The sequence below is a fragment of the Niveispirillum cyanobacteriorum genome (assembly GCF_002868735.1).
Lineage (GTDB): Bacteria > Pseudomonadota > Alphaproteobacteria > Azospirillales > Azospirillaceae > Niveispirillum > Niveispirillum cyanobacteriorum.
This window is the reverse complement of sequence record NZ_CP025614.1, coordinates 146,708-164,568: the sequence shown is the minus strand read 5'-3', so window position 1 is coordinate 164,568 and position 17,861 is coordinate 146,708. Positions and strand designations below refer to the sequence as shown.

General features: G+C 62.2%; 16 protein-coding genes. 8 read left to right on the top strand and 8 right to left on the bottom strand.

The genetic code is table 11. From position 1 onward, the window contains the following. Window positions 1-241: 241 nt before the first annotated feature. Entirely contained in the window at window positions 242-1,405 is a 1,164-nt protein-coding gene (locus C0V82_RS25785) for an acyl-CoA dehydrogenase family protein (RefSeq protein ID WP_102115322.1), read from the top strand. A gap of 13 nt (window positions 1,406-1,418) precedes the next feature. Continuing rightward, a complete protein-coding gene (locus C0V82_RS25780) occupies window positions 1,419-1,730 on the top strand; it encodes a Rieske (2Fe-2S) protein (RefSeq protein WP_102115321.1) in 312 nt (103 codons plus the stop codon). A 107-nt stretch (window positions 1,731-1,837) separates the two neighbouring features. Here C0V82_RS25780 and C0V82_RS25775 read toward each other — a convergent pair whose 3' ends face one another. Continuing rightward, on the bottom strand, window positions 1,838-2,596 hold the full coding sequence (locus C0V82_RS25775; protein ID WP_102115320.1) for an SDR family oxidoreductase: 759 nt from the start codon (window positions 2,594-2,596) through the stop codon (window positions 1,838-1,840). Between the two features lie 23 nt (window positions 2,597-2,619). Continuing rightward, window positions 2,620-2,937 carry a 2Fe-2S iron-sulfur cluster-binding protein gene (locus C0V82_RS25770; protein WP_102115319.1) on the bottom strand — a complete coding sequence of 106 codons (318 nt, stop codon included), beginning with the start codon at window positions 2,935-2,937 and terminating at the stop codon, window positions 2,620-2,622. Window positions 2,938-3,077: 140 nt separating this feature from the next. Between C0V82_RS25770 and C0V82_RS25765 the strand changes: the two genes are divergently transcribed. Genes C0V82_RS25765 through C0V82_RS25755 form a run of 3 tightly spaced genes read left to right on the top strand, consistent with a single transcriptional unit; the run spans window position 3,078 to window position 4,872 of the window. Continuing rightward, window positions 3,078-3,593: a MaoC/PaaZ C-terminal domain-containing protein gene (locus tag C0V82_RS25765; RefSeq protein WP_102115318.1), complete on the top strand. Its 516-nt coding sequence runs from the start codon at window positions 3,078-3,080 to the stop codon at window positions 3,591-3,593. Next, window positions 3,590-4,126: a VOC family protein gene (locus C0V82_RS25760; protein ID WP_102115317.1), complete on the top strand. Its 537-nt coding sequence runs from the start codon at window positions 3,590-3,592 to the stop codon at window positions 4,124-4,126. Before C0V82_RS25765 ends, C0V82_RS25760 begins: the two co-directional genes overlap by 4 nt. A gap of 8 nt (window positions 4,127-4,134) precedes the next feature. Next, window positions 4,135-4,872, top strand: a complete 738-nt coding sequence (locus C0V82_RS25755; protein ID WP_102115316.1) for a ThuA domain-containing protein — start codon at window positions 4,135-4,137, stop codon at window positions 4,870-4,872. Window positions 4,873-4,902: 30 nt separating this feature from the next. Here C0V82_RS25755 and C0V82_RS25750 read toward each other — a convergent pair whose 3' ends face one another. Both C0V82_RS25750 and C0V82_RS25745 read right to left on the bottom strand, forming a co-directional pair. After that, window positions 4,903-8,733 carry an SIR2 family protein gene (locus C0V82_RS25750; protein ID WP_102115315.1) on the bottom strand — a complete coding sequence of 1,277 codons (3,831 nt, stop codon included), beginning with the start codon at window positions 8,731-8,733 and terminating at the stop codon, window positions 4,903-4,905. A gap of 356 nt (window positions 8,734-9,089) precedes the next feature. After that, the gene (locus C0V82_RS25745; RefSeq protein ID WP_158660231.1) at window positions 9,090-9,503 is read right to left on the bottom strand and encodes a PaaI family thioesterase; all 414 of its coding nucleotides are present in this window, start codon (window positions 9,501-9,503) and stop codon (window positions 9,090-9,092) included. A gap of 127 nt (window positions 9,504-9,630) precedes the next feature. On the opposite strand from C0V82_RS25745, the gene C0V82_RS25740 reads away from it, so the two are divergent. Both C0V82_RS25740 and C0V82_RS25735 read left to right on the top strand, forming a co-directional pair. Beyond that, window positions 9,631-10,404, top strand: a complete 774-nt coding sequence (locus tag C0V82_RS25740; RefSeq protein WP_102115313.1) for an enoyl-CoA hydratase/isomerase family protein — start codon at window positions 9,631-9,633, stop codon at window positions 10,402-10,404. A gap of 111 nt (window positions 10,405-10,515) precedes the next feature. Next, window positions 10,516-11,118, top strand: a complete 603-nt coding sequence (locus tag C0V82_RS25735) for a LysE family translocator (RefSeq protein WP_102115377.1) — start codon at window positions 10,516-10,518, stop codon at window positions 11,116-11,118. Here C0V82_RS25735 and C0V82_RS25730 read toward each other — a convergent pair. From C0V82_RS25730 to C0V82_RS25720, 3 genes are all read right to left on the bottom strand, one after another. Beyond that, entirely contained in the window at window positions 11,115-11,870 is a 756-nt protein-coding gene (locus tag C0V82_RS25730; protein ID WP_158660230.1) for an IclR family transcriptional regulator, read from the bottom strand. The genes C0V82_RS25735 and C0V82_RS25730 overlap by 4 nt on opposite strands. Before the next feature lie 58 nt (window positions 11,871-11,928). Beyond that, window positions 11,929-12,681: an outer membrane protein assembly factor BamB family protein gene (locus tag C0V82_RS25725; RefSeq protein WP_102115311.1), complete on the bottom strand. Its 753-nt coding sequence runs from the start codon at window positions 12,679-12,681 to the stop codon at window positions 11,929-11,931. A gap of 109 nt (window positions 12,682-12,790) precedes the next feature. Then, the gene (locus C0V82_RS25720; protein ID WP_102115310.1) at window positions 12,791-13,375 is read right to left on the bottom strand and encodes a recombinase family protein; all 585 of its coding nucleotides are present in this window, start codon (window positions 13,373-13,375) and stop codon (window positions 12,791-12,793) included. A gap of 253 nt (window positions 13,376-13,628) precedes the next feature. On the opposite strand from C0V82_RS25720, the gene C0V82_RS25715 reads away from it, so the two are divergent. After that, complete coding sequence (locus C0V82_RS25715; protein WP_102115309.1) at window positions 13,629-16,601, top strand: Tn3 family transposase; 2,973 nt, start codon at window positions 13,629-13,631, stop codon at window positions 16,599-16,601. On the opposite strand, the gene C0V82_RS25710 is transcribed toward C0V82_RS25715, so the two are convergent. After that, window positions 16,545-17,825 carry an outer membrane protein assembly factor BamB family protein gene (locus C0V82_RS25710; RefSeq protein ID WP_102115308.1) on the bottom strand — a complete coding sequence of 427 codons (1,281 nt, stop codon included), beginning with the start codon at window positions 17,823-17,825 and terminating at the stop codon, window positions 16,545-16,547. The genes C0V82_RS25715 and C0V82_RS25710 overlap by 57 nt on opposite strands. Window positions 17,826-17,861 lie beyond the last annotated feature (36 nt).

Here is a 17,861-nt window from a genome sequence, read left to right as displayed (position 1 = left end):
CTGTTCCCATGCTCCGTCGGAACGCGGGAACGCGCAAGCCTGCGCATGTGCTGATTTTCATGCTCTGCCGGCTTTATATCAGCATCGGCGTTTTTCTGTATACAAAAAACTGTCTCTGCGTATAGATATGGGGAGAGGTCAGCGCGCAACACGGCGCGGCAGGCCCCGTGAATTCAGCACGCCGACGCTTTTCGATCATAAGAACAAGCCGCCACGGCATGGATGGGGAGGACAGAGGTCCATGGATTTCCGACTGACCGAGGAGCAGCGGGAGCTGCAGGAGGCCGCGCGCCGCTTCGCCCAGGAACAGCTGCGCCCGCTGGCCAAACATCTGGACCTGACAGGGGAGGCCTGCCCCAGGGAATGGATCGCCAAATATGCGGATATGGGATTTCTCGGTATAAATATACCGACCACCTATGGCGGTATGGGTCTGGGCAATCTGGAGGCCCTGATTGTGCTGGAGGAACTGGCGAAAATCTCCTCCGCCGTGGCCTTCCCGGTGTTTGAAAGCTGCGTCGGCCCTGTCCGCGCCATCGAACATTTCGGCACCAAGGAGTTGCGTGATCGCGTGGTGCCCGCCGTCTGTCGCGGCGACATGATCGTCGCCATCGCCATGTCAGAGCCGGAGGCCGGATCGGCCCTGACCGATCTGACCAGCAAGGTCACCGAACGCGACGGCAAGCTGTACCTGAACGGCACCAAGCGCTGGTGTTCGGGCGGCGGCCATGCCGATGGCTATGTCGTCTATGTCCGCATGTCGGAGGAGGCAGGGGCCAAGGGCATTGGTGCCGTCTTTGTCGAAAAGGGCATGAAGGGCCTGACCTTTGGTGCCAATGAACAGCTGATGGGCTTTCGCGGTATCCCCAGTTCCGACATCTATTTCGATGATGTCGAAATCCCGCGCGAGAATGTGATCGTCGGTGCCGGTGGCTTTAAAAAGATGATGGAAGCGTTCGATCTGGAACGCTGCGGCAACGCCACCATGTCGCTGGCCCAGGCATCGGGTGCCCTGGAAGAAGTCACCGACTATGTGCAGGAGCGTCGTCAGTTTGGCCGCGCCATCGTGGAATTCCAGGCCGTGCAGATCAAGCTGGCCGAAATGAAGATGAAGGTGGAGGCGGCCCGCCTGCTGATCCACCGCGCCGCCAGCAATGCCCAGGACGGTATGCCGTCCTTGCTGGAAAGCTCCGTCGCGAAATGTTTCGCTAACGAAATAAGCCGTGAAGTGACGGGCGCGGCGGTGCAGTTGATGGGCGGCTACGGCTATTCCCATGAATATGGCATGGAACGCCGCCTGCGCGACAGCTGGGGCTGGGGCATTGCCGGTGGTGCTGTCGATATTCAGAAGATCAATATCGCGTCCGCCATGGTCGGCCGCCGGTTTGATCAGCGCCGGTCATAGGGGGGCGACAGACATGGAACATGACGTCTGCGCCCTCGCCGACCTTGCCGACGGTGCCAAACTGCGCGTCGAAGCCGGCGGGGAGGATATCCTGCTCTGCCGCAGCGGACCGGATATACGCGCCGTGCGCAACATGTGTACCCATGCCGCCAGCACGCTGGAGGAGGGGAGGCTGCGCAACGGCATCCTGTCCTGCCCCCTGCATGGCGCGCGCTTTGACCTGACCGATGGCGGGCGCTGCCTGGGCGGTGCCGGCTACCGCCCCCTGACGCTGTTCCCCGTGCGCATCGCCGATGGCCGGGTGCTGGTGATGGTAGCGGAGTAGGTCAGGTCGCGCCTGTGGCGCGCCCTGACAGGAGTGGATTGAAAGCCTTATCTGTCAGGGCGAGGCTTGCGCCTCTACCTGACCTACATCTCTGGCGGGACGGATCCTCAGGAAATCACCACCGCATTATCAATCACCAGCTCGGCCCCATTCACGAACCGGCTTTCATCGCTGGCCAGATAGAGGACCATGGCGGCCACATCCTCGGGGCTGCCGATGGGGGGCAGGTGCTTCCTGGCCTCCTCCTCGCTGCCGAACAGGGCATTGTTGGCGGCACGGACCATGGGCGTATCCATGGCACCGGGATGGATGGTGTTGACGCGGATATTATAGCCCTGCATCTGGCAGTGAATGGCGATGGACTTGCTCATCCCCCGCACCGCCCCCTTGGCCGCCGAATAGGCGAAGAACACCGGATAGCCCAGATGCGTGGCGACGGAGCACATATTGATGATGCTGCCGCCACCGCCCTGTTTCATCAGGCCGATCGCATGTTTACAGCCCAGGAAGGTGCCTTCCGCGCTGACCGCATTGACCTTGCGGAACTGTTCCAGCGTCGTGGTCTCCACCGTCTCAATCACCACCGTCCCGGCATTATTGACCAGTACGTCCAACCGCCCGAACCGTGCCTGGACCGCCGCCATCACCCCGGCCCAGCTTTCCTCGCTGGTCACGTCATGGCGCATGAAGACTACGTCGGCCCCCGTTTCGGCGCGGATTTCGGCGGCGGCCTGCTCCCCCGCCGCTTCCGCCACGTCGGCCATGACCACAGCCGCCCCTTCGCGCGCCAGGGCCAGCGCATCCGCCCGGCCCAGCCCCATCGACGCACCCGTCACCAGGCACACTTTCCCACTGACACGACCCATTTTGACCCTCCGCTTTTAGTTTTTTAGTCTTCCGGCGCCAGCGTCACGCGCAGCCCGTCCAGTGCATCCGTCACCCGGATCTGGCAGGACAGGCGGGAGGCGCCGTCGCGGAAATGCGGGCTGTCCTGCACCAGCTCCCGTTCATCCGGGGCCTGCGGCGGCAGCGCCGCCACCCATCCCCCGTCCACATAGACATGACAGGTGGCGCAGGAGCAGCAGCCGCCACAGATGGCCGCCACATCCAGGTCATTATCCTTTAAACTCTCCATCAGGGAGTGGCCGGCATCGGCGGCAAGCGCATGCTCGCGGCCCTCCCGGTCGGTGGCGATGATGGTGGGCATGGTTCCTCCCGCATGATTTTCTGCTTTGCTGATTAAAATATACATTTTCCATCGACATGCATACAGGATTTTGCCCATACTGATACAACAGGCCCGGAACAAGGGCCGGACAGACCACAGACGGGGGAGAGGGCGCGACCATGACAGGCTGGCGCTTCTGGGAAGACATCATGGTGGGGGAGCGGACGCGCAGCCGCGACCATGCCGTGACGGCGGCGGACATGACGGAATTCGCCGTCCGCTACGACCCGCAATATTTCCACACCGACGCCACCCTGGCGGCACAGTCGCCATTCGGCGAACTGATCGCCAGCGGGCTTTACAACTGCGCCCTCTGGCGCGTGCTGGATCATGAGGAAAATGGCGACATTGCCTGGGTCTGCGGCATCGCCTGGGACAATGTCCGCTGGGCCGCCCCCCTGCGCCCCGGCGACACCGTCCACGCCACCTCCGTTGCCCTGTCAAAGCGTCCGTCGGGCAAGCGCGCCGATGCCGGCATCGTCACCCTGCATCACGAATTGGTGAACCAGCGGGGGGAGGTGGTGATCCGGTTCGACAGCACCTCCTTCGTGCGCCTGCGCGCCACGGGCAGCCCGGCACCCGACCCGATCCCATCCCCGTCGCGCATCCTGCCCACGGAGGGCACCGGATCATGAGCCGCATCTTCGGCCCCATCATGCAGAACGGCTTCGTCGTCCGCGATCTCGACGCGGCGATGCGCCATTGGGTGGAGCGGCTGGGTGTCGGCCCCTTCTTCGTGCTGCCCCGCGTCGCCTTTGCCGAGACAACCTATCGCGGACAGGCAGTCGACATCGAAATGGCCGTCGCCACCGCCTATAGCGGGGATATGCAGATCGAGCTGGTGCAGCAAACCAACAGCGCCCCCAGCGTCTATCGCGAATTCCTGGAGGCCGGCCTGCAGGGCCTGCACCATGTCGGCGTGGCCAGCCAGGACTACGCCGCCGATCTGGCCCGCGCCACCGCCCATGGCATGGCGGTGGCTCAGGGTGGGCGCACCCAGGCCGGCACCGGCTTTGCCTATTTCGACAATGCGGACGCCTTCCCCGGCACCATGGTGGAGCTGTTCGAGGCGACACCCGCCCTGATGAAATTCTTCGCCAAGGTTCAGGCCACCAGCCGCGATTGGGATGGCCGCGACCCGATCCGCCGCCCCGTCCCCCGTGCCTGAGGCCGCCAATGTCCACCCGTTTCGATATCTGCCTGATCGCTGGCGGCAAGTACCATGATATTGATTTCGCGCGGCTGGAGCTGTTGAAGCTGCTGGCCGAGCATGAAACCGCGCGCGTCACCATCCTGAATGATTACAGCGACGCCGACACGATCCGTAGCACCGACATGCTGATCACCTATACCTGCGACATCGTGCCGGACGAAAAGGGACTGGCCGCCCTGCGCGATTTCCTGGGCAAGGGCCGCCGCTGGTTCGCGCTGCACGGCACCAACTCCATCCTGAATTTCCTGGCCGATGGCAAGGTGGACTGCCCCGATTGCGCGCCTGACTTCATGGAAATGCTGGGCAGCCAGTTCCAGGCCCACCCCCCCATCGGCCGCTTCAAGGTCAAGGTGGCCGACAAGGACCACGCCCTGACACGGGGCCTGCGCGACTTCTTTGTGGAGGATGAGCAATATCTCTGCACCTTCCACCCCGGCAACCACCCCCTCCTGACCACCCGCTTCGCCGGCCAAACCCCCGAATTCACCCACAGCGACTGGCCCGACGCTGAACATCTGGTGATGTACACGCGGCCCAGCCATGGCGGCGAAGTCCTCTACCTGACCCTGGGCCACTGCCGAGGCCGCTTCGACCTGCGCCCACTGGCCGACTTCTACCCCTTCGTCGAACGCGGCGCCTGGGCACACCCGGTTTATTATGAGCTGCTGCGGCGGGGGATACGGTGGGGGATGGGGGGGTAGGGGGTGGCCAATTGTATCCGAGTGTATTACTTACCGGCCACTGTTATCGAGCTTCCTCAACAGAATCAACATGCGCTCGTCAGTCGCTAAAGCTGAGTTTTCATCACTGATCAATTTAAGTATTGCACGGACATTATGAGGCCAATTTTGTACTTCGACCGGCAGCACTTTGATTAACAATTCCAAAACAACAGACGGAAATTTTCGAACTAACTCGCCATTCGATTGCTCAAGATCATCTAATCCATTGAAAATGTTGCTGGTATATCGATCATTTCTGACAAGGCAAGAAGATACCATATTGAACAATTCAGGAAAACTATCGTCACTAGAGAGTAGAATATCAATAATCCTGTCTGTTGTTCGAGAGCTATTTGCCGCTTTCTGTCGTGGCCATACAGATTGGAAAAAAATTGGAACCATTGCAGCCCAATTGTCTTGCCCGTTTTTTCTCGACCAATTCCAGAGATTCCAAAGCACTTGTTGCCGAAACTCGTCACTCCCATGGACCAAAGCATCCCGTAACTCTTCGTCGGTGACCAAGTAATCCTTCATATCAGGCGGGACATTTCTCCATCCAGCGAGAAGGCGACCAGCAAGGCCTTGGGTTTCGCTTTTGACTTCGTCACGGACACGGGCAAGCATTAGCGGTTTGATCCGCGTATATAGCGAAACTGTCGGCTTGTTGCCGCCAAGGAAGCCGGCCCAGAAAGCTTCGGTTGCATCTCGGCGTTCTGCATCCAATCGACCAAATAGCCGCTCTTCGGTCCATGATGGAGCTTTATCGTACAGGAAGCCAAGTATCCGACTAAGGATCGCAATAGCATAGTATGGCTGGTCGCCGGGGAGATTGAGCAGATCATTCACATAGGATCGCCAAATCACTGGTAGTTCCTGCCCAGTTTCCAAATCAGCGATCTCAGGGTGTTGAAGTAGAGCTTCAATGAGATGGCCGACAGGTGAGTTGATCCCCTCGGTAAGCCAGTCCCTACCCCTTGAACTATGAAATACAGAAGAACTTCCGAGGCTTGTGTCCAAAGAAAGAAGATTCAGAAATGTGTACCATAGTCTCGCAAAAATCCCGGGTGAGAGCTTGAGCAGAATTGGTGCAGTCGTGGCGATCCACCTTGATGCCTCGTGCCGGATCGTTCCAAGACCATCAAGCGGCAGCCTGGCAAGGTGACCAGAAATCAGTGCGACAAGACGTGGCCTATTGGCTTGGCACGCCTCCGACTGCAGGAACGTTCTCCAGGACTGTGAAGGGAAGGGGCCTCTCGTCGTCCGTATGCGTAACGCCGCTAGCGCACGCAAAGGCTCATTTTTGACGTATCCCTGGAACGGATCAACCTCCCGAAATGAATCTTTCGGATCGCGTCCGCGTAATTGATCGGCGACGTCGATCAAAGTTGAAAGCGGTACCCCCAACAGAATATCGGGTGTGGTATCCGTCGTTACATACCCGCTTCGCGCTTCACGGGACTGTGCGGCAGTTGATGCAAAATCAGCTTTCCATCGGGGCGAGTGGCGGCGAAGCTTGTCAAGCTTGGCAGAATGGATTTCGAGAGCGATACCCTGCTGCTTCAACCATTCTAGACGCTCAAGAATATATATTGCGCGTCGTTCTTTGAACTCCTTTTTTGTTTCATGCTCCCAACGTTCTGGGCCCTTTAAGAGTTTTCGGGTTAGCCGTGATTTATTTCTTGTAGACAGATTTTCCCAGCGTGACTGTATGGCGATGAGCAGGTCTCGTTGATTGTTACTATCCCAGAACGCTTCTTCAGAAAGTTCCGTTAAGTACCGACCGGCCTCACTAGATTCCGTGATGTCCGTCTGGCCGGCGACCCAAATTCTTAGTCGTGCAAAGACAGTATCGTCTACCGCCCATGCGCAACGCTCCTTGGCAGTTAGTGCGGGGGAGAGACTGTGAAGCCGCAAGTACATAATGACATAGCGTTTCAGAAGTAGATCTAGGCCACGGATATATTGGTGATCACCCGCCGGGATATCTGGGTCCGGTGTCAAGGGATGGGACAGTTGCAGATAGGACTCTCCCCGTTCGGCCTCCAGGGTCATTGCTCGTTCGAGGGTCCAACGAACTCCTTTCACGACGGAAGCTAGGTGCTCGTCAGGAATCTCGATATCAGTTTCCCAGTCGGGATAGCTTACGTCCAAGCTGATCAACCGATTCAATGAGATGTCATCGTGGCCCCGCGGTGGAACAGGTCCACTCCAGTAGCAGAACTCGGCACTAAGGCGAGGCTGTATAGCTTGCACCATGCTAATAATTGTAGAGTTAGTCCAATCCCCGACCTTGATCTGACGTCTGAAATCGTACCAATCCAGGCGAGAACCTCGTCTTCCGTCCTCCCACGAACCGAGAAGAAGGTACCACGCCCGTTTGACCGTGGCCGAGCAATGCTCAGCCTCAAAAGCGAGTTTTCTCCTAATGTTTCCTTGCACCGCCTCATGCAGTGGACCTCTGGAAGCTGCCCACCATACAGCGGCTGGCTGATAGCAAATTTCAGACAACCACAGGCCAAGAGACCAAAGGCGACTGGTTAGCGCGCCCGGACCAACAGCAGAATATCCGGTGAGTGTTGCGGCAACTTCAGGAAGAGGTTCCGAAGTTTGAATATTGAAAGCGCTCCAGACGGAAGACGGTACTTCACGCTTGCTATAAGGATCGCTGGGGTTGATTGGTGGTGGAGTGGGGTCGGTATCGAGACCATAAAGATCAAAGGGATCGACGTAGGTGCCTGCCCCAAAAGCCCCACCCACCTTTCCCGGCTTTCTAAACCGAAATGCCGGATCGAAGGTACACAGCCACTCAGCAGGAGGCCTTGCGCTCGCCCAGCTTCGCGCTCCAGGCACCGTTGAAACGAGGTGTGCGACCTGCCCGCGTTCATGCTCTGTGACGGCGGCAGGACCTTTCATTGCCATCTCAATAATTGATGCTGCCCAGCCGGCGGGATCGCGTGCTCTTGCCGCCCACGCCTCCAGAGTCGCCCAAAGTGCATGGTAGTTATTTGAAGTATCAAACGCGATGGGGCGGACGCCTTTTGAGCCCCAGCGTGCCTGCGCCTCGTCAGGTGGTCCGCCATGGAATGCGTATATGCCAGCGGTGCTAGTCGCGGTACGCCCGAGAGCTTCCAGAAGGTATTGAACAGGCGGGTCGTCTGCCCCATAACCGACGAAAACCAACTGGAATCGCTGCAACAGTTGCCGCATGAAGTTTGCGGCCCAGCCTTCCGCAAGATAGGCGTGGCCGAAATCGGCGGAGGATACAACGAACTCCTCTCCATGAGTGCCTGTGTAGTCCTCGTTCACCATCCCGTGCAGATGTACAATACCGTCAAATGTATGGTTGTGCCTCAGGTCAGGCAAATCGGGTGGAGACTTTGACTTAAGAAGAGGATCGACGGCTTGGAATAGACGATCAAAATTAGTAGTGACCAATCGCACGACACCATCAGGCCCCCGTGCAAGATCAATCAATATTTTGTGTGCTGAAAGATCGGCATCTTTTCTAGGTTGCAACGCCTTTGCGACCTCCGAGCGAACATCATTGATGTTAAATTCTTGCTCTAAAAATCCAAACACTTTGTCAGCGGAGACAATTGTCCCTATTTGTTTTAACGATTGGCATTTCTGCAGTCGTTGTGCAACTTTCGTAATTTGTCTTGCTAGACTATCTTGCCCGGCACCTAGTTTATCGAGAACATTTGAGGTCAGACCGTAGAAATCAGGCAAATCTGCACGAGCCTTTGAGACGCCGGCTCCGCAGAAAAACACAACTCGCCCTTCGTCGCGCGCGACGAGGAGTTCATCGGGAATCGATGGCCCACTGGCAAGAAAGCGCATTGACCTATCGTCCGAATAGCTCAGTGAACACAGTTGTCAGCCAAACATAGCAAGACCTTTTGAAGATGCATACCCTGTGGCGGCTTTGGTGCTAATGCCACTATGCACAATCGCCGCCCCTAACCGCTGACATCCCCACCGCCCCGTGCTATCCTGCCCCCATCAACACCACCCCTGTATCCACACCCATTCAGAGCGGCCCGACCGTCCGCTGTGAAACACACCCCTGTTTCGTGGTGCATGATGTTGCACAAGGTGCGCGGAGGGCGTCCGGCGGCCCGGTTCGGGCTGGGGTCCGTGCAACGCACCTGCATTTTGTGTTTCACTTGGTTGCATAGGCGGCGTTGGTGGGGGCGTTAAGCCTCCAGCAGTTTCCACACCCCATCCACCCCGGCCACGGGTTTGCCGGCGACGGACAGCAGGCCGCGGGCATAGATGATGCTGCGGCCGGAGCGCAGGATGTCGCCGCTGGCTTCGATGAAGTCGCCCACGCGGCAGGCACCGATGAATTGGATATTCATCTGGATGGTGGCGCAGGGACGGCGGTCGACGCTGTCCCAGACGATCAGGCCGATGGCGTGGTCGGCCAGGGTGGCGATCAGGCCGCCATGGATGGTGCCGCGTTCATTGCGATGCTTGCCATCGCACAGCAGGCCATAGGTGCGGGCCGTGCCCTCGCCCCGCCACCAGAAAGGACCGACCAGGCCGGCATAGTCGGCCCATTCCTCCATCTGCCAGCCCTGGGCCAGCAGTTCCGCCCGCGTCACCATCTCCGCCTCCCCCACGGGGCACGGTATGCCCCGATCCATGTTCTCTGTCTGGATTTGAGTATACACAAATAACATCATGCGTATAATAAAACTAAGCTAAACAAGTAAGCAGAGCGGGGAGGGTGTGATGGCCGGGTTGGTGGGGGTGGAGCGGGAAGGGGATGTCGCCATCCTGCGGCTGATGCTGCCGGCCAAGCGCAATGCTCTGGTGCCGGAACTGGTGGCCGATCTGTCGGCGGCCCTGGATGCGCTGTCGGCGGACCGGTCGGTGCGGGCCCTGGTGCTGACAGGCGACGGCGGGGCCTTTTGTGCCGGCGGCGATCTGGGCGCCATGGACGGGGCCGACCCGTTGGGCGTCACCGCCATGATGCGGGCCTGTCAGGGCATTGTGCGGCGGCTGGTGGCCCTGCCATTGCCCGTGGTGGCGGCGGTGGAGGGGGCGGCCTTCGGGGCCGGCTTCTCCATCGCGCTGGCCTGTGATCTGGTGGTGGTGGGACCGGGCAGCCGCTTCTGTGCGGCCTTTGGCAAGGTGGGATTGATGCCCGATCTGGGCCTGCTCTGGTCCCTGCCGCAGCGTGTGCCCATGGGAAGGGTCCGGGAAATCCTGATGCTCTGCCCCACCATCAGTGGGGCCGATGCCGTGGCGGAGCGGATTGCCGATGTCCTGGCCCCCGAAGGCGAGGTGCTGTCCACCGCGCTCTCCCGCGCCGCCCTTCTGGCGGAGGCGGCGCCCGGCGCCGTCGCCGCCGTCAAATCGGCCCTGGCCGCCTGGCCGCAGGGTTTGGACGATGTCTTGCGGGCGGAGGAGGCGGGCCAGGCCATGCTGATCGCCACCCAGGATCACGCCGCCGCCCGCGCGGCCTTCTTTGCGCGCCAGCCGGTACGGTTCGCGGGACGGTAAGGCTGGTTCAGGGGGGGGAGGGGCGCACCGCTCCCCCCTTGACAGTTCTCACCCTTAAACATAAAGACATCTTTATATGTGGATGTCTTTCTATAAAGGTGTGAGATGGAGATGGGATCGATCCTTGGTTTCCTGCTGGCGGCGGTGGCGCTGCTGGGGTCGCCGGGGCCGGCAATTGCCGCCCTGGTGGTGGTGGGCCGGCAATGCAGTACCGGCCACGCCCTGCGCTATTTCCTGGCCTTGCAGGCCGGGCTGGCGCTGGCGGCCGGCTTGAGCGCGGTGGGTCTGGTGGCGCTTTTGCAGGCCTTTCCGGCCCTGCGGGTGATCATGCTGGTGGCCTCCACCGCCTATCTGATCGCGCTGGCCTGGAGCATCGCCAGCGCCCCGCCATCGGGCGGTGTGGGCGGCGACGGGCAGGGGGCGGGGGCCTGGCGGCCCTGGGGTGCCTTCATCCTGGGGGTGACGAACCCCAAGGCCTATCTGGCCTTCGCCTCGCTGTTCGGGTCCTTCATCCTGCTGGACCCGGCGCAGGGCTTGGGCGATGGCGGCCTGAAATGGCTGCTGGTCGTCGTCGTGATGATCGTGGTGGATATTGCTTGGCTGCTGGCCGGTCGCGCCCTGGGCCGGATTGAGATGGCACCGCGCGCCGAACGGGCGATGAACATCGCCATGGGCCTTGCCATCCTGGCCGCCTGCGTCGCCGCCCTGGTTTAGGCGCCGAACAGCCGGTCCCGGATAGTATTCGCCGTCCGGTGCAGCAGGGGCAGCAGGTCCGCCACCCGCGCCACCGGCATGGCGGGCAGGCCGGCGCTGACCGACAGGGCGGCGATGACGGTGCCGGTGCGGTCCCGCACGGGCACGGCGGCACAGCGCAGGCCCGTCAATATCTCCTCATCATCCAGGGCCCAGCCCTGGGCCCGGATGCGGGTCAGCTCCTCATCCAACCGGGCCGGGTCGGTGATGGTGCGCGGGGTCAGGGCCACGAAGGGACCGCCCGCCAGATAGCGCGCCCGGTCGGCCGCCGGCAGGTGGGCCAGCAGCACCTTGCCGATGCCGGAGCAATAGGCCTCCAGCTGCATCCCCTCGGCTGAGAATATCTTCTCCCGCCCGAAGCCGCGCTTCAGCAGGTAGGTAACCATTTCGCCATCGAAACTGCCCAGATGCACGCAGGCCCGGCAGTCGCGGGCCAAGTCCTGGACCAGCGGGCGGGCCACCTCGATCAGCATATCCTCCAGCCGCAGCCCCGCCGCCAGCGACAGCAGGGCCGGCCCCAGCCGGTAACGCCCCCGGCCCAGCCGGATCAGATAGCCATGCCTTGTGAGGTCCTGCGCCAGCCGGTGGATGGTGGACAGCGGCAAACCCAGTTCCCCCGCCAGCTGCGTCAGCGAACAGGTCCCCGCCCGCGCCACCAGCGGCAGCAGCGACAGCGCCTTGTCCAGCAGTCCGGGGGCGGGTTGGTCGGTCATGGGCGGGGGGCCGGCAACAGTCAGCGACCCCCACCCATAACCAAACCGCTGCCCCCGCTCAACGCCCCTTTTCGGGGGCGAAGACCAGCAGGGCATTGCCCGGCATCTTGAAATACAGGCCATAGCCGGAATTCAGCACGACATGCCCGTCGCCGATGGCGGGGCCGGGGCCGCTCATCGATCCGCCGCGCGCCTCCACCCCGTTCACGGCCTTCACCGGCTGTGTCGTGTCGAACCGCCACACGATCTTGCCGGTCGCCCCGTCATAGGCGCGGACCCAGCCGTCGGAATGGCCGGCAAAGACCACGCCCGGCATGGCCGTGATGGCCGCCGTAATGCCGGGATCGCAGAATTCCCGCCCGCCGCAGACATCCTCCGCCGGGTGGCTCCACAGAAGTTTGCCGGTGGCGGCGTCGATGGCGTGCAGGCCGGGACGCGGCGGATCGGTGGGCTTGCTGCCGTCCCGCGCATTGGCCATGTCATATATGGGCACGTACAGCCGCGCCCCCTCCGCCGCCATGCCGAAATGCACACCGCCCTGCACGCCGCCGCGCCCGACCCGGGTGCTCCAACGCAGGGCACCGGTATCGGGGTCCACACCATGGACCACACCGCTTTTCTGCCCGCCCAGCAGCATCTGCCCGCCACCGGGCAGGGCCGCCAGGATGGGGGAGGCGGCATAGTCCAGATCCGGCCCCCGCTCCTTGGGGCAGGAGGGATGGTCGCCCATCATGCAGGCCACGTTCCAGGCATCATTGGCCACCGTCTGGCGCAGCCAGCGGCGCTGCCCGGTCTTGAGGTCAAAGGCCATCAGGGGGTGCCGACACGAAAGTGAGTTTTATGTACCGCTCGTGAGAACAAATAGGGATCGGTAGATCGATGGCGTTTTTGGGATGGATTTGGGAGGTGCTTGGCACTCATTAAACCTTGCTGGTGCCGTTCCACCCGGTGCGTTTCAAGGTGTCGATCAGCGTGCTGCGGGCGATGCCGAAGGTCCGGCACACGGCGGCCTTGCTGGCTCCTCCGTACAGGGCGGCCATGACCGCCTCCAGCTTTTCGGGTTGTATCGTGACGGGCCTGCCGCCGCGTCGCCCTCGCCTGCGGGCGGCCATCAGCCCGGCCTGGACACGTTCACGGGTCAGGGCGCGTTCATATTGTGCAAGCGCACCGAACAGATGGAACAGCAGTTCGCCGTGCGGAGTGTTGGTGTCCATGCCCTCCGTCAGGGACCGGAACGCGATGCCCCCGTCGCGCAGTCCGGTGATGATGTCGAGCAGGTGAGGCAGCGAGCGCCCAAGACGATCCAGCTTCCACACAACCAGCGTATCACCCGACTTCAGGAAGGACAGGCATTGTTTGAGGCCGGGTCGGTCGTCCCGCGCTCCCGATGCTTTGTCCTCGAACAGGTGACGGGGATCGACCCCGGCGGTGATCAGGGCATCACGCTGGAGCGCGGTCGTTTGTCGGTCTCCGTCCGACGACACCCGCATGTAGCCCACCAACATGTACGGAAAACCCCATATTGACCGTTACCGTACATCCTATCATTCCGACAGGGTTTATCGCACAGAAATACGTGGCCATGGGGACGGTTCGCAGCGAGTGGCGTCGCCCTGTCGGCAAACATGTGTTTTCCGGCGGAAGCCAACACGCCTCCACCTCCGCGATCGCTCCGCATCCCACCGGTCGGCATCCGATGATGCCTTGTCCATTTCTCTTACCCCTCCTACACCCGTGGTGAGGATATCGGGGGATGACATGGCGAGACGACGGCTGTTGTTGCCGGCGGAGTGGGACCGGTTGCTGAGCGCGCCCGATGATGAACGGGCTCTCGTCCAGCATTACACGCTGGACCTTGATGATCTCACCCTGATCGCCCGCAAGCGTACACCGCACCGCCGGCTTGGCATCGCCATGATGCTCTGCTACCTGCGGCATCCGGGACGCATCCTTGACGCATACGAGGAGCCCCCCGCTTCGCTGATCGCGTTCGTCGCCAACCAAGTCGATGCCAAGCCAGCAGATTTCGTGGCCTACCGGTCGCGTGATCCCAGCCGCCGCCAGGACATCGTGGACCTGCTGGAATTGACAGGTCACCAGCCCTTTGACCGACCACTGTTCCGGGAACTGACGGCATGGCTGCTGTCCATCGCGCAGGTCAACCGTGATCCGGTAGCCCTGGCCACCATCCTGGTAGAGGAACTACGCCGGCGGCGCGTGCTGCTGCCGCCGGCCGCCGTGCTGGAACTGATCCTGCACCAGACGCGCGCCCGTGCAGAGCAGCTTCTGCACCGTGTCTTCATCGGGGATTTGCAGCCTGACCATATCGCGCGTCTTGATAACCTGCTGGAATCGCATGAGGATGCCGGGTTGAGCCTGCTGGCCTGGCTGCGGCAGGCACCGATGTCGCCGGCACCGCGCAACCTGTTGGCCATCATCGACCGGTTGGAGAAGATCAGGGCGATGGGCATCCCGACCGGGATGTCCACCCGCATTCCCGGCGTCGCCTTCGAACGGATGGCTGCGGAGGCCAACAGGATGACGGTACAGCATCTGCGCGACCTGACGGTCCAACGGCGCCGCGCGCTGCTGGCCACTGCCTCCATCCGGATGGGCACGGACCTCACCGATGCCGCCCTGGTGATGTTCGACAAGCTGATGATCATGCTCAGCCGCCGAGCAGAGAACAGGGCGGATGAAAAGACCCTGCGTTCCGTCCGCGACGCCAAGGCTCATTTGCGCACCCTGGTCGCGGCCTGCCGCAGCCTGATCAACGCCCGGGAAGCCGGTGCCGACCCGATGGTCGCTCTGGAGAAGGAGGTCGGCTGGTTCCGCTTCATGGCCAGCGTCGCCGGCATCGAACCCTTGGCCGATCCCGGCACCGGCGATGCCCGCACCGAACTGTTGTCCCGCTATGCCAGCATCCGTTCCTTTCTGCCGGTCTTCCTCTCCGCCTTCCACTTCGAAGGCGGTCCCGGCGTCTCCTCCCTGCTGCGCGCCGTCGCCCTGGTCCGCGACCTGTTCGCCACAGGCAAGCGGACCATGCCCGACAAGGTGCCGACGGGATTCATCCGCCGATCCTGGCGGCCCTTCGTCATGCCGGGCGGCACCATCGACCGCAAAGCTTTCGAGATATGCGTCCTGTCGGAGCTGCGTGACCGGCTGCGCGCGGGTGATGTCTGGGTCGAGGGCAGCCGCCAGTTCCGTGATTTCGAAAGCTGCCTGATGCCCAGGCCGACCTTCGAGGCCCTGCGCGCCGACGGCGCCTTGCCCTTGCCGGTCACCGACGACGCCGTCACCTATCTGACCACCCGCCATCAGGTCCTGGCGCAGCGCCTGCGCGATGTCGGCCGCCTGGCAGCGGCGGGGGAGTTGCCGGATGTCGACTTGTCCACCGGTGAATTGCGGATCACTCCCCTGCGGGACCAGACACCCGAAGCGGCGCAAGCCCTGGCCCGCGCCGCCTATGACGCCTTACCGCGCGTCAAGATCACCGACCTGCTGATGGAGGTCGACGGCTGGATCGGCTTCAGTGATTGCTTCACCCACCAGCGTTCCGGTCGGCCGACCGATGACCGCGCCTCTCTGCTCACCGTCATCCTGGCCGATGGCATCAATCTCGGTCTGGCCCGCATGGCCGATGCCTGTCGTGGCGTCTCCATCCGGCAACTCGCCTGGGTCCATGACTGGCATGTGCGGGAGGAAACCTACGCGGCGGCCCTGGCCCGGATCATCGACGCGCATCGAGCCCTGCCGCTGGCCGCCGCCTGGGGTGATGGCACCACCTCATCCTCCGACGGGCAGTTCTACAAGGCCGGCGGCCGGGGCGTCGGTACCGGTGACGTCAACGCCCGGCACGGCAACGAACCGGGCGTCAGCTTCTATACCCATGTCTCCGATCAGTACGGCCCCTTCCACACCAAAGTCATTGCCGCATCCGCAAGCGAAGCCCCGCATGTGCTGGACGGACTGCTCTACCATCAGACCGGTCTCGCCATTGAGGAGCATTACACCGACACGGGCGGCGTCACCGACCATGTCTTCGGGCTCTGCCACCTGTTGGGGTTTCGTTTCGCGCCCCGTATCCGTGACCTGAAGGACCGGAAGCTCTACCTCTTCCCCGGCGACGAGGCCCCGTCCAGTCTCAAGCCTCTGGTGGGCGGAGAGATCGATCTGGAACATCTGGCCGTGCATTGGTCCGAACTGCTGCGCCTGGCGGCCTCCATCCGGTCGGGCACCGTCACCGCGTCGGTCATGCTGCGCCGCTTGGCAGCCTATCCTAGACAGAACGGTCTCGCTCTGGCGCTGCGCGAACTGGGGCGCGTGGAACGTACGACCTTTACCCTCGACTGGCTGCGTGATCCGGCCCTGCGCCGGCGTGCCAATGCCGGTCTAAACAAGGGTGAGGCCCGCAACGCCCTGGCCAGGGCGATCTTCTTCAACAGGCTGGGCGAGATGCGCGACCGCAGTTTCGAAAACCAATCCTATAGAGCATCGGGCCTGAACTTGCTGGTTGCTGCTGTCATTCTCTGGAACACACGTTATCTGCAAGCCGCACTTGATCACCTGGCAGCCAATGGCACCGACACGAAGTCGGAACTGATCCGCCATGTCGCTCCACTTGGCTGGGAACATATCGGTCTCACAGGTGACTATGTTTGGGGGGCTGATCCACTACCGGAAAACGGATTGCGCCCACTGCGACGGCCTATTTCCATTCTCGCAGCATAGTTCATTATTCGTTCTCACGAGCGGTACGTAAAATGCACTTTCGTGTCGGCACCCCATCAGGGCATCGCTGTTGCCGTCCGCCGGGCTGGCATAATTCTCCCCCGACCCGACATAGAGCAGTCCGCGCGCCGCATCCACGGCGGGGCTGTTCCAGACGGGCGCACCCGAGGGGCCAAGGATGGGCGTGCCGACGCTGGTCTTGCCCTGTTCCGTCGGCTCCTCCGGGATCGTATGGCTTTTCCAGATGGGCTGCCCCGTCGCCGCATCCAGGGCGGCCACGGCACCCCGGAAGCTGCAGCAAGGATAGGCAGGGTCCGCAGGTGCCGTCACCTCCAGCGAGGAGACAGGCACGTAAAGCCGGCCCGCATGCAGGGCCGGGCTGCCGGTGATGGTGGCGCTGGAATGGTCATCGACCTTGGTGACCCAGACCTCTGCCCCCGTCCGCATATCCAGCGCATAGGCCCGCGCCAGAACATCACCGAAATAGAGCAGGGGCCGGGCCGGGGTCTGTCCCTTGGCCCAGCTGTCCAGCACGATGGCCGTCCGCACCTCTGCCTTGGCCTGATAGGTCCAGCGCACACAGCCGGTATCCAGGTCAAAGGCATAGACGGTGCCATCCTTGCTGCCCACAAACACGGCACCCAGGCCGATGGCCGGCTGTGACCGGGCGCGCATGGCGTTGGGGAAGGCGAAGGCCCATTTCAGGCGCAGTTTCGGCACATCCGCCGCCGTCAGCCCCGCCGTCGCCGCCGGAACAAACCGGCTGGTATCATGACCCCAGCCGACAGCGGCCGGCGGACGGTCCATGTCGAAACGGGCGGCAGCTCCTTCGCAGCGCGGCGGCATCGGGTCGTCGGCGGCGCTGTCCAACTTCTGCCGCGACAGGTATTCGGCAATCTGCTGCCGCTGTTCGCGCGACAGATGGGCGGCCTGGGCCTGCATAATCCCGTCATTCATGGCGCTGAACAGCATGGAGGGCGTCATCATTTCCAGCCAGGTGCGGTGCGGCGCCTTGTAGACACCGCCCTGATGACAACCTGCGCAGTTTTCCTGATAGAGCGGCGCGCCGGGCATCTTTTCCGGATCGGCAAAGGCATCACGCCCTGCCTGAAACTGATCCACCGACTTCACCGTTTCCCCGCCGGGCGGAGCGGCCAGGGTTGGGGCCGTCAGCGTCAGCAGCAGGGCCAGAAGCGGCCCACGGCCCTTTATGCACGGAATCATCTTTCCATCCCCTATGGTCTAACTTTTTGTGTTTTT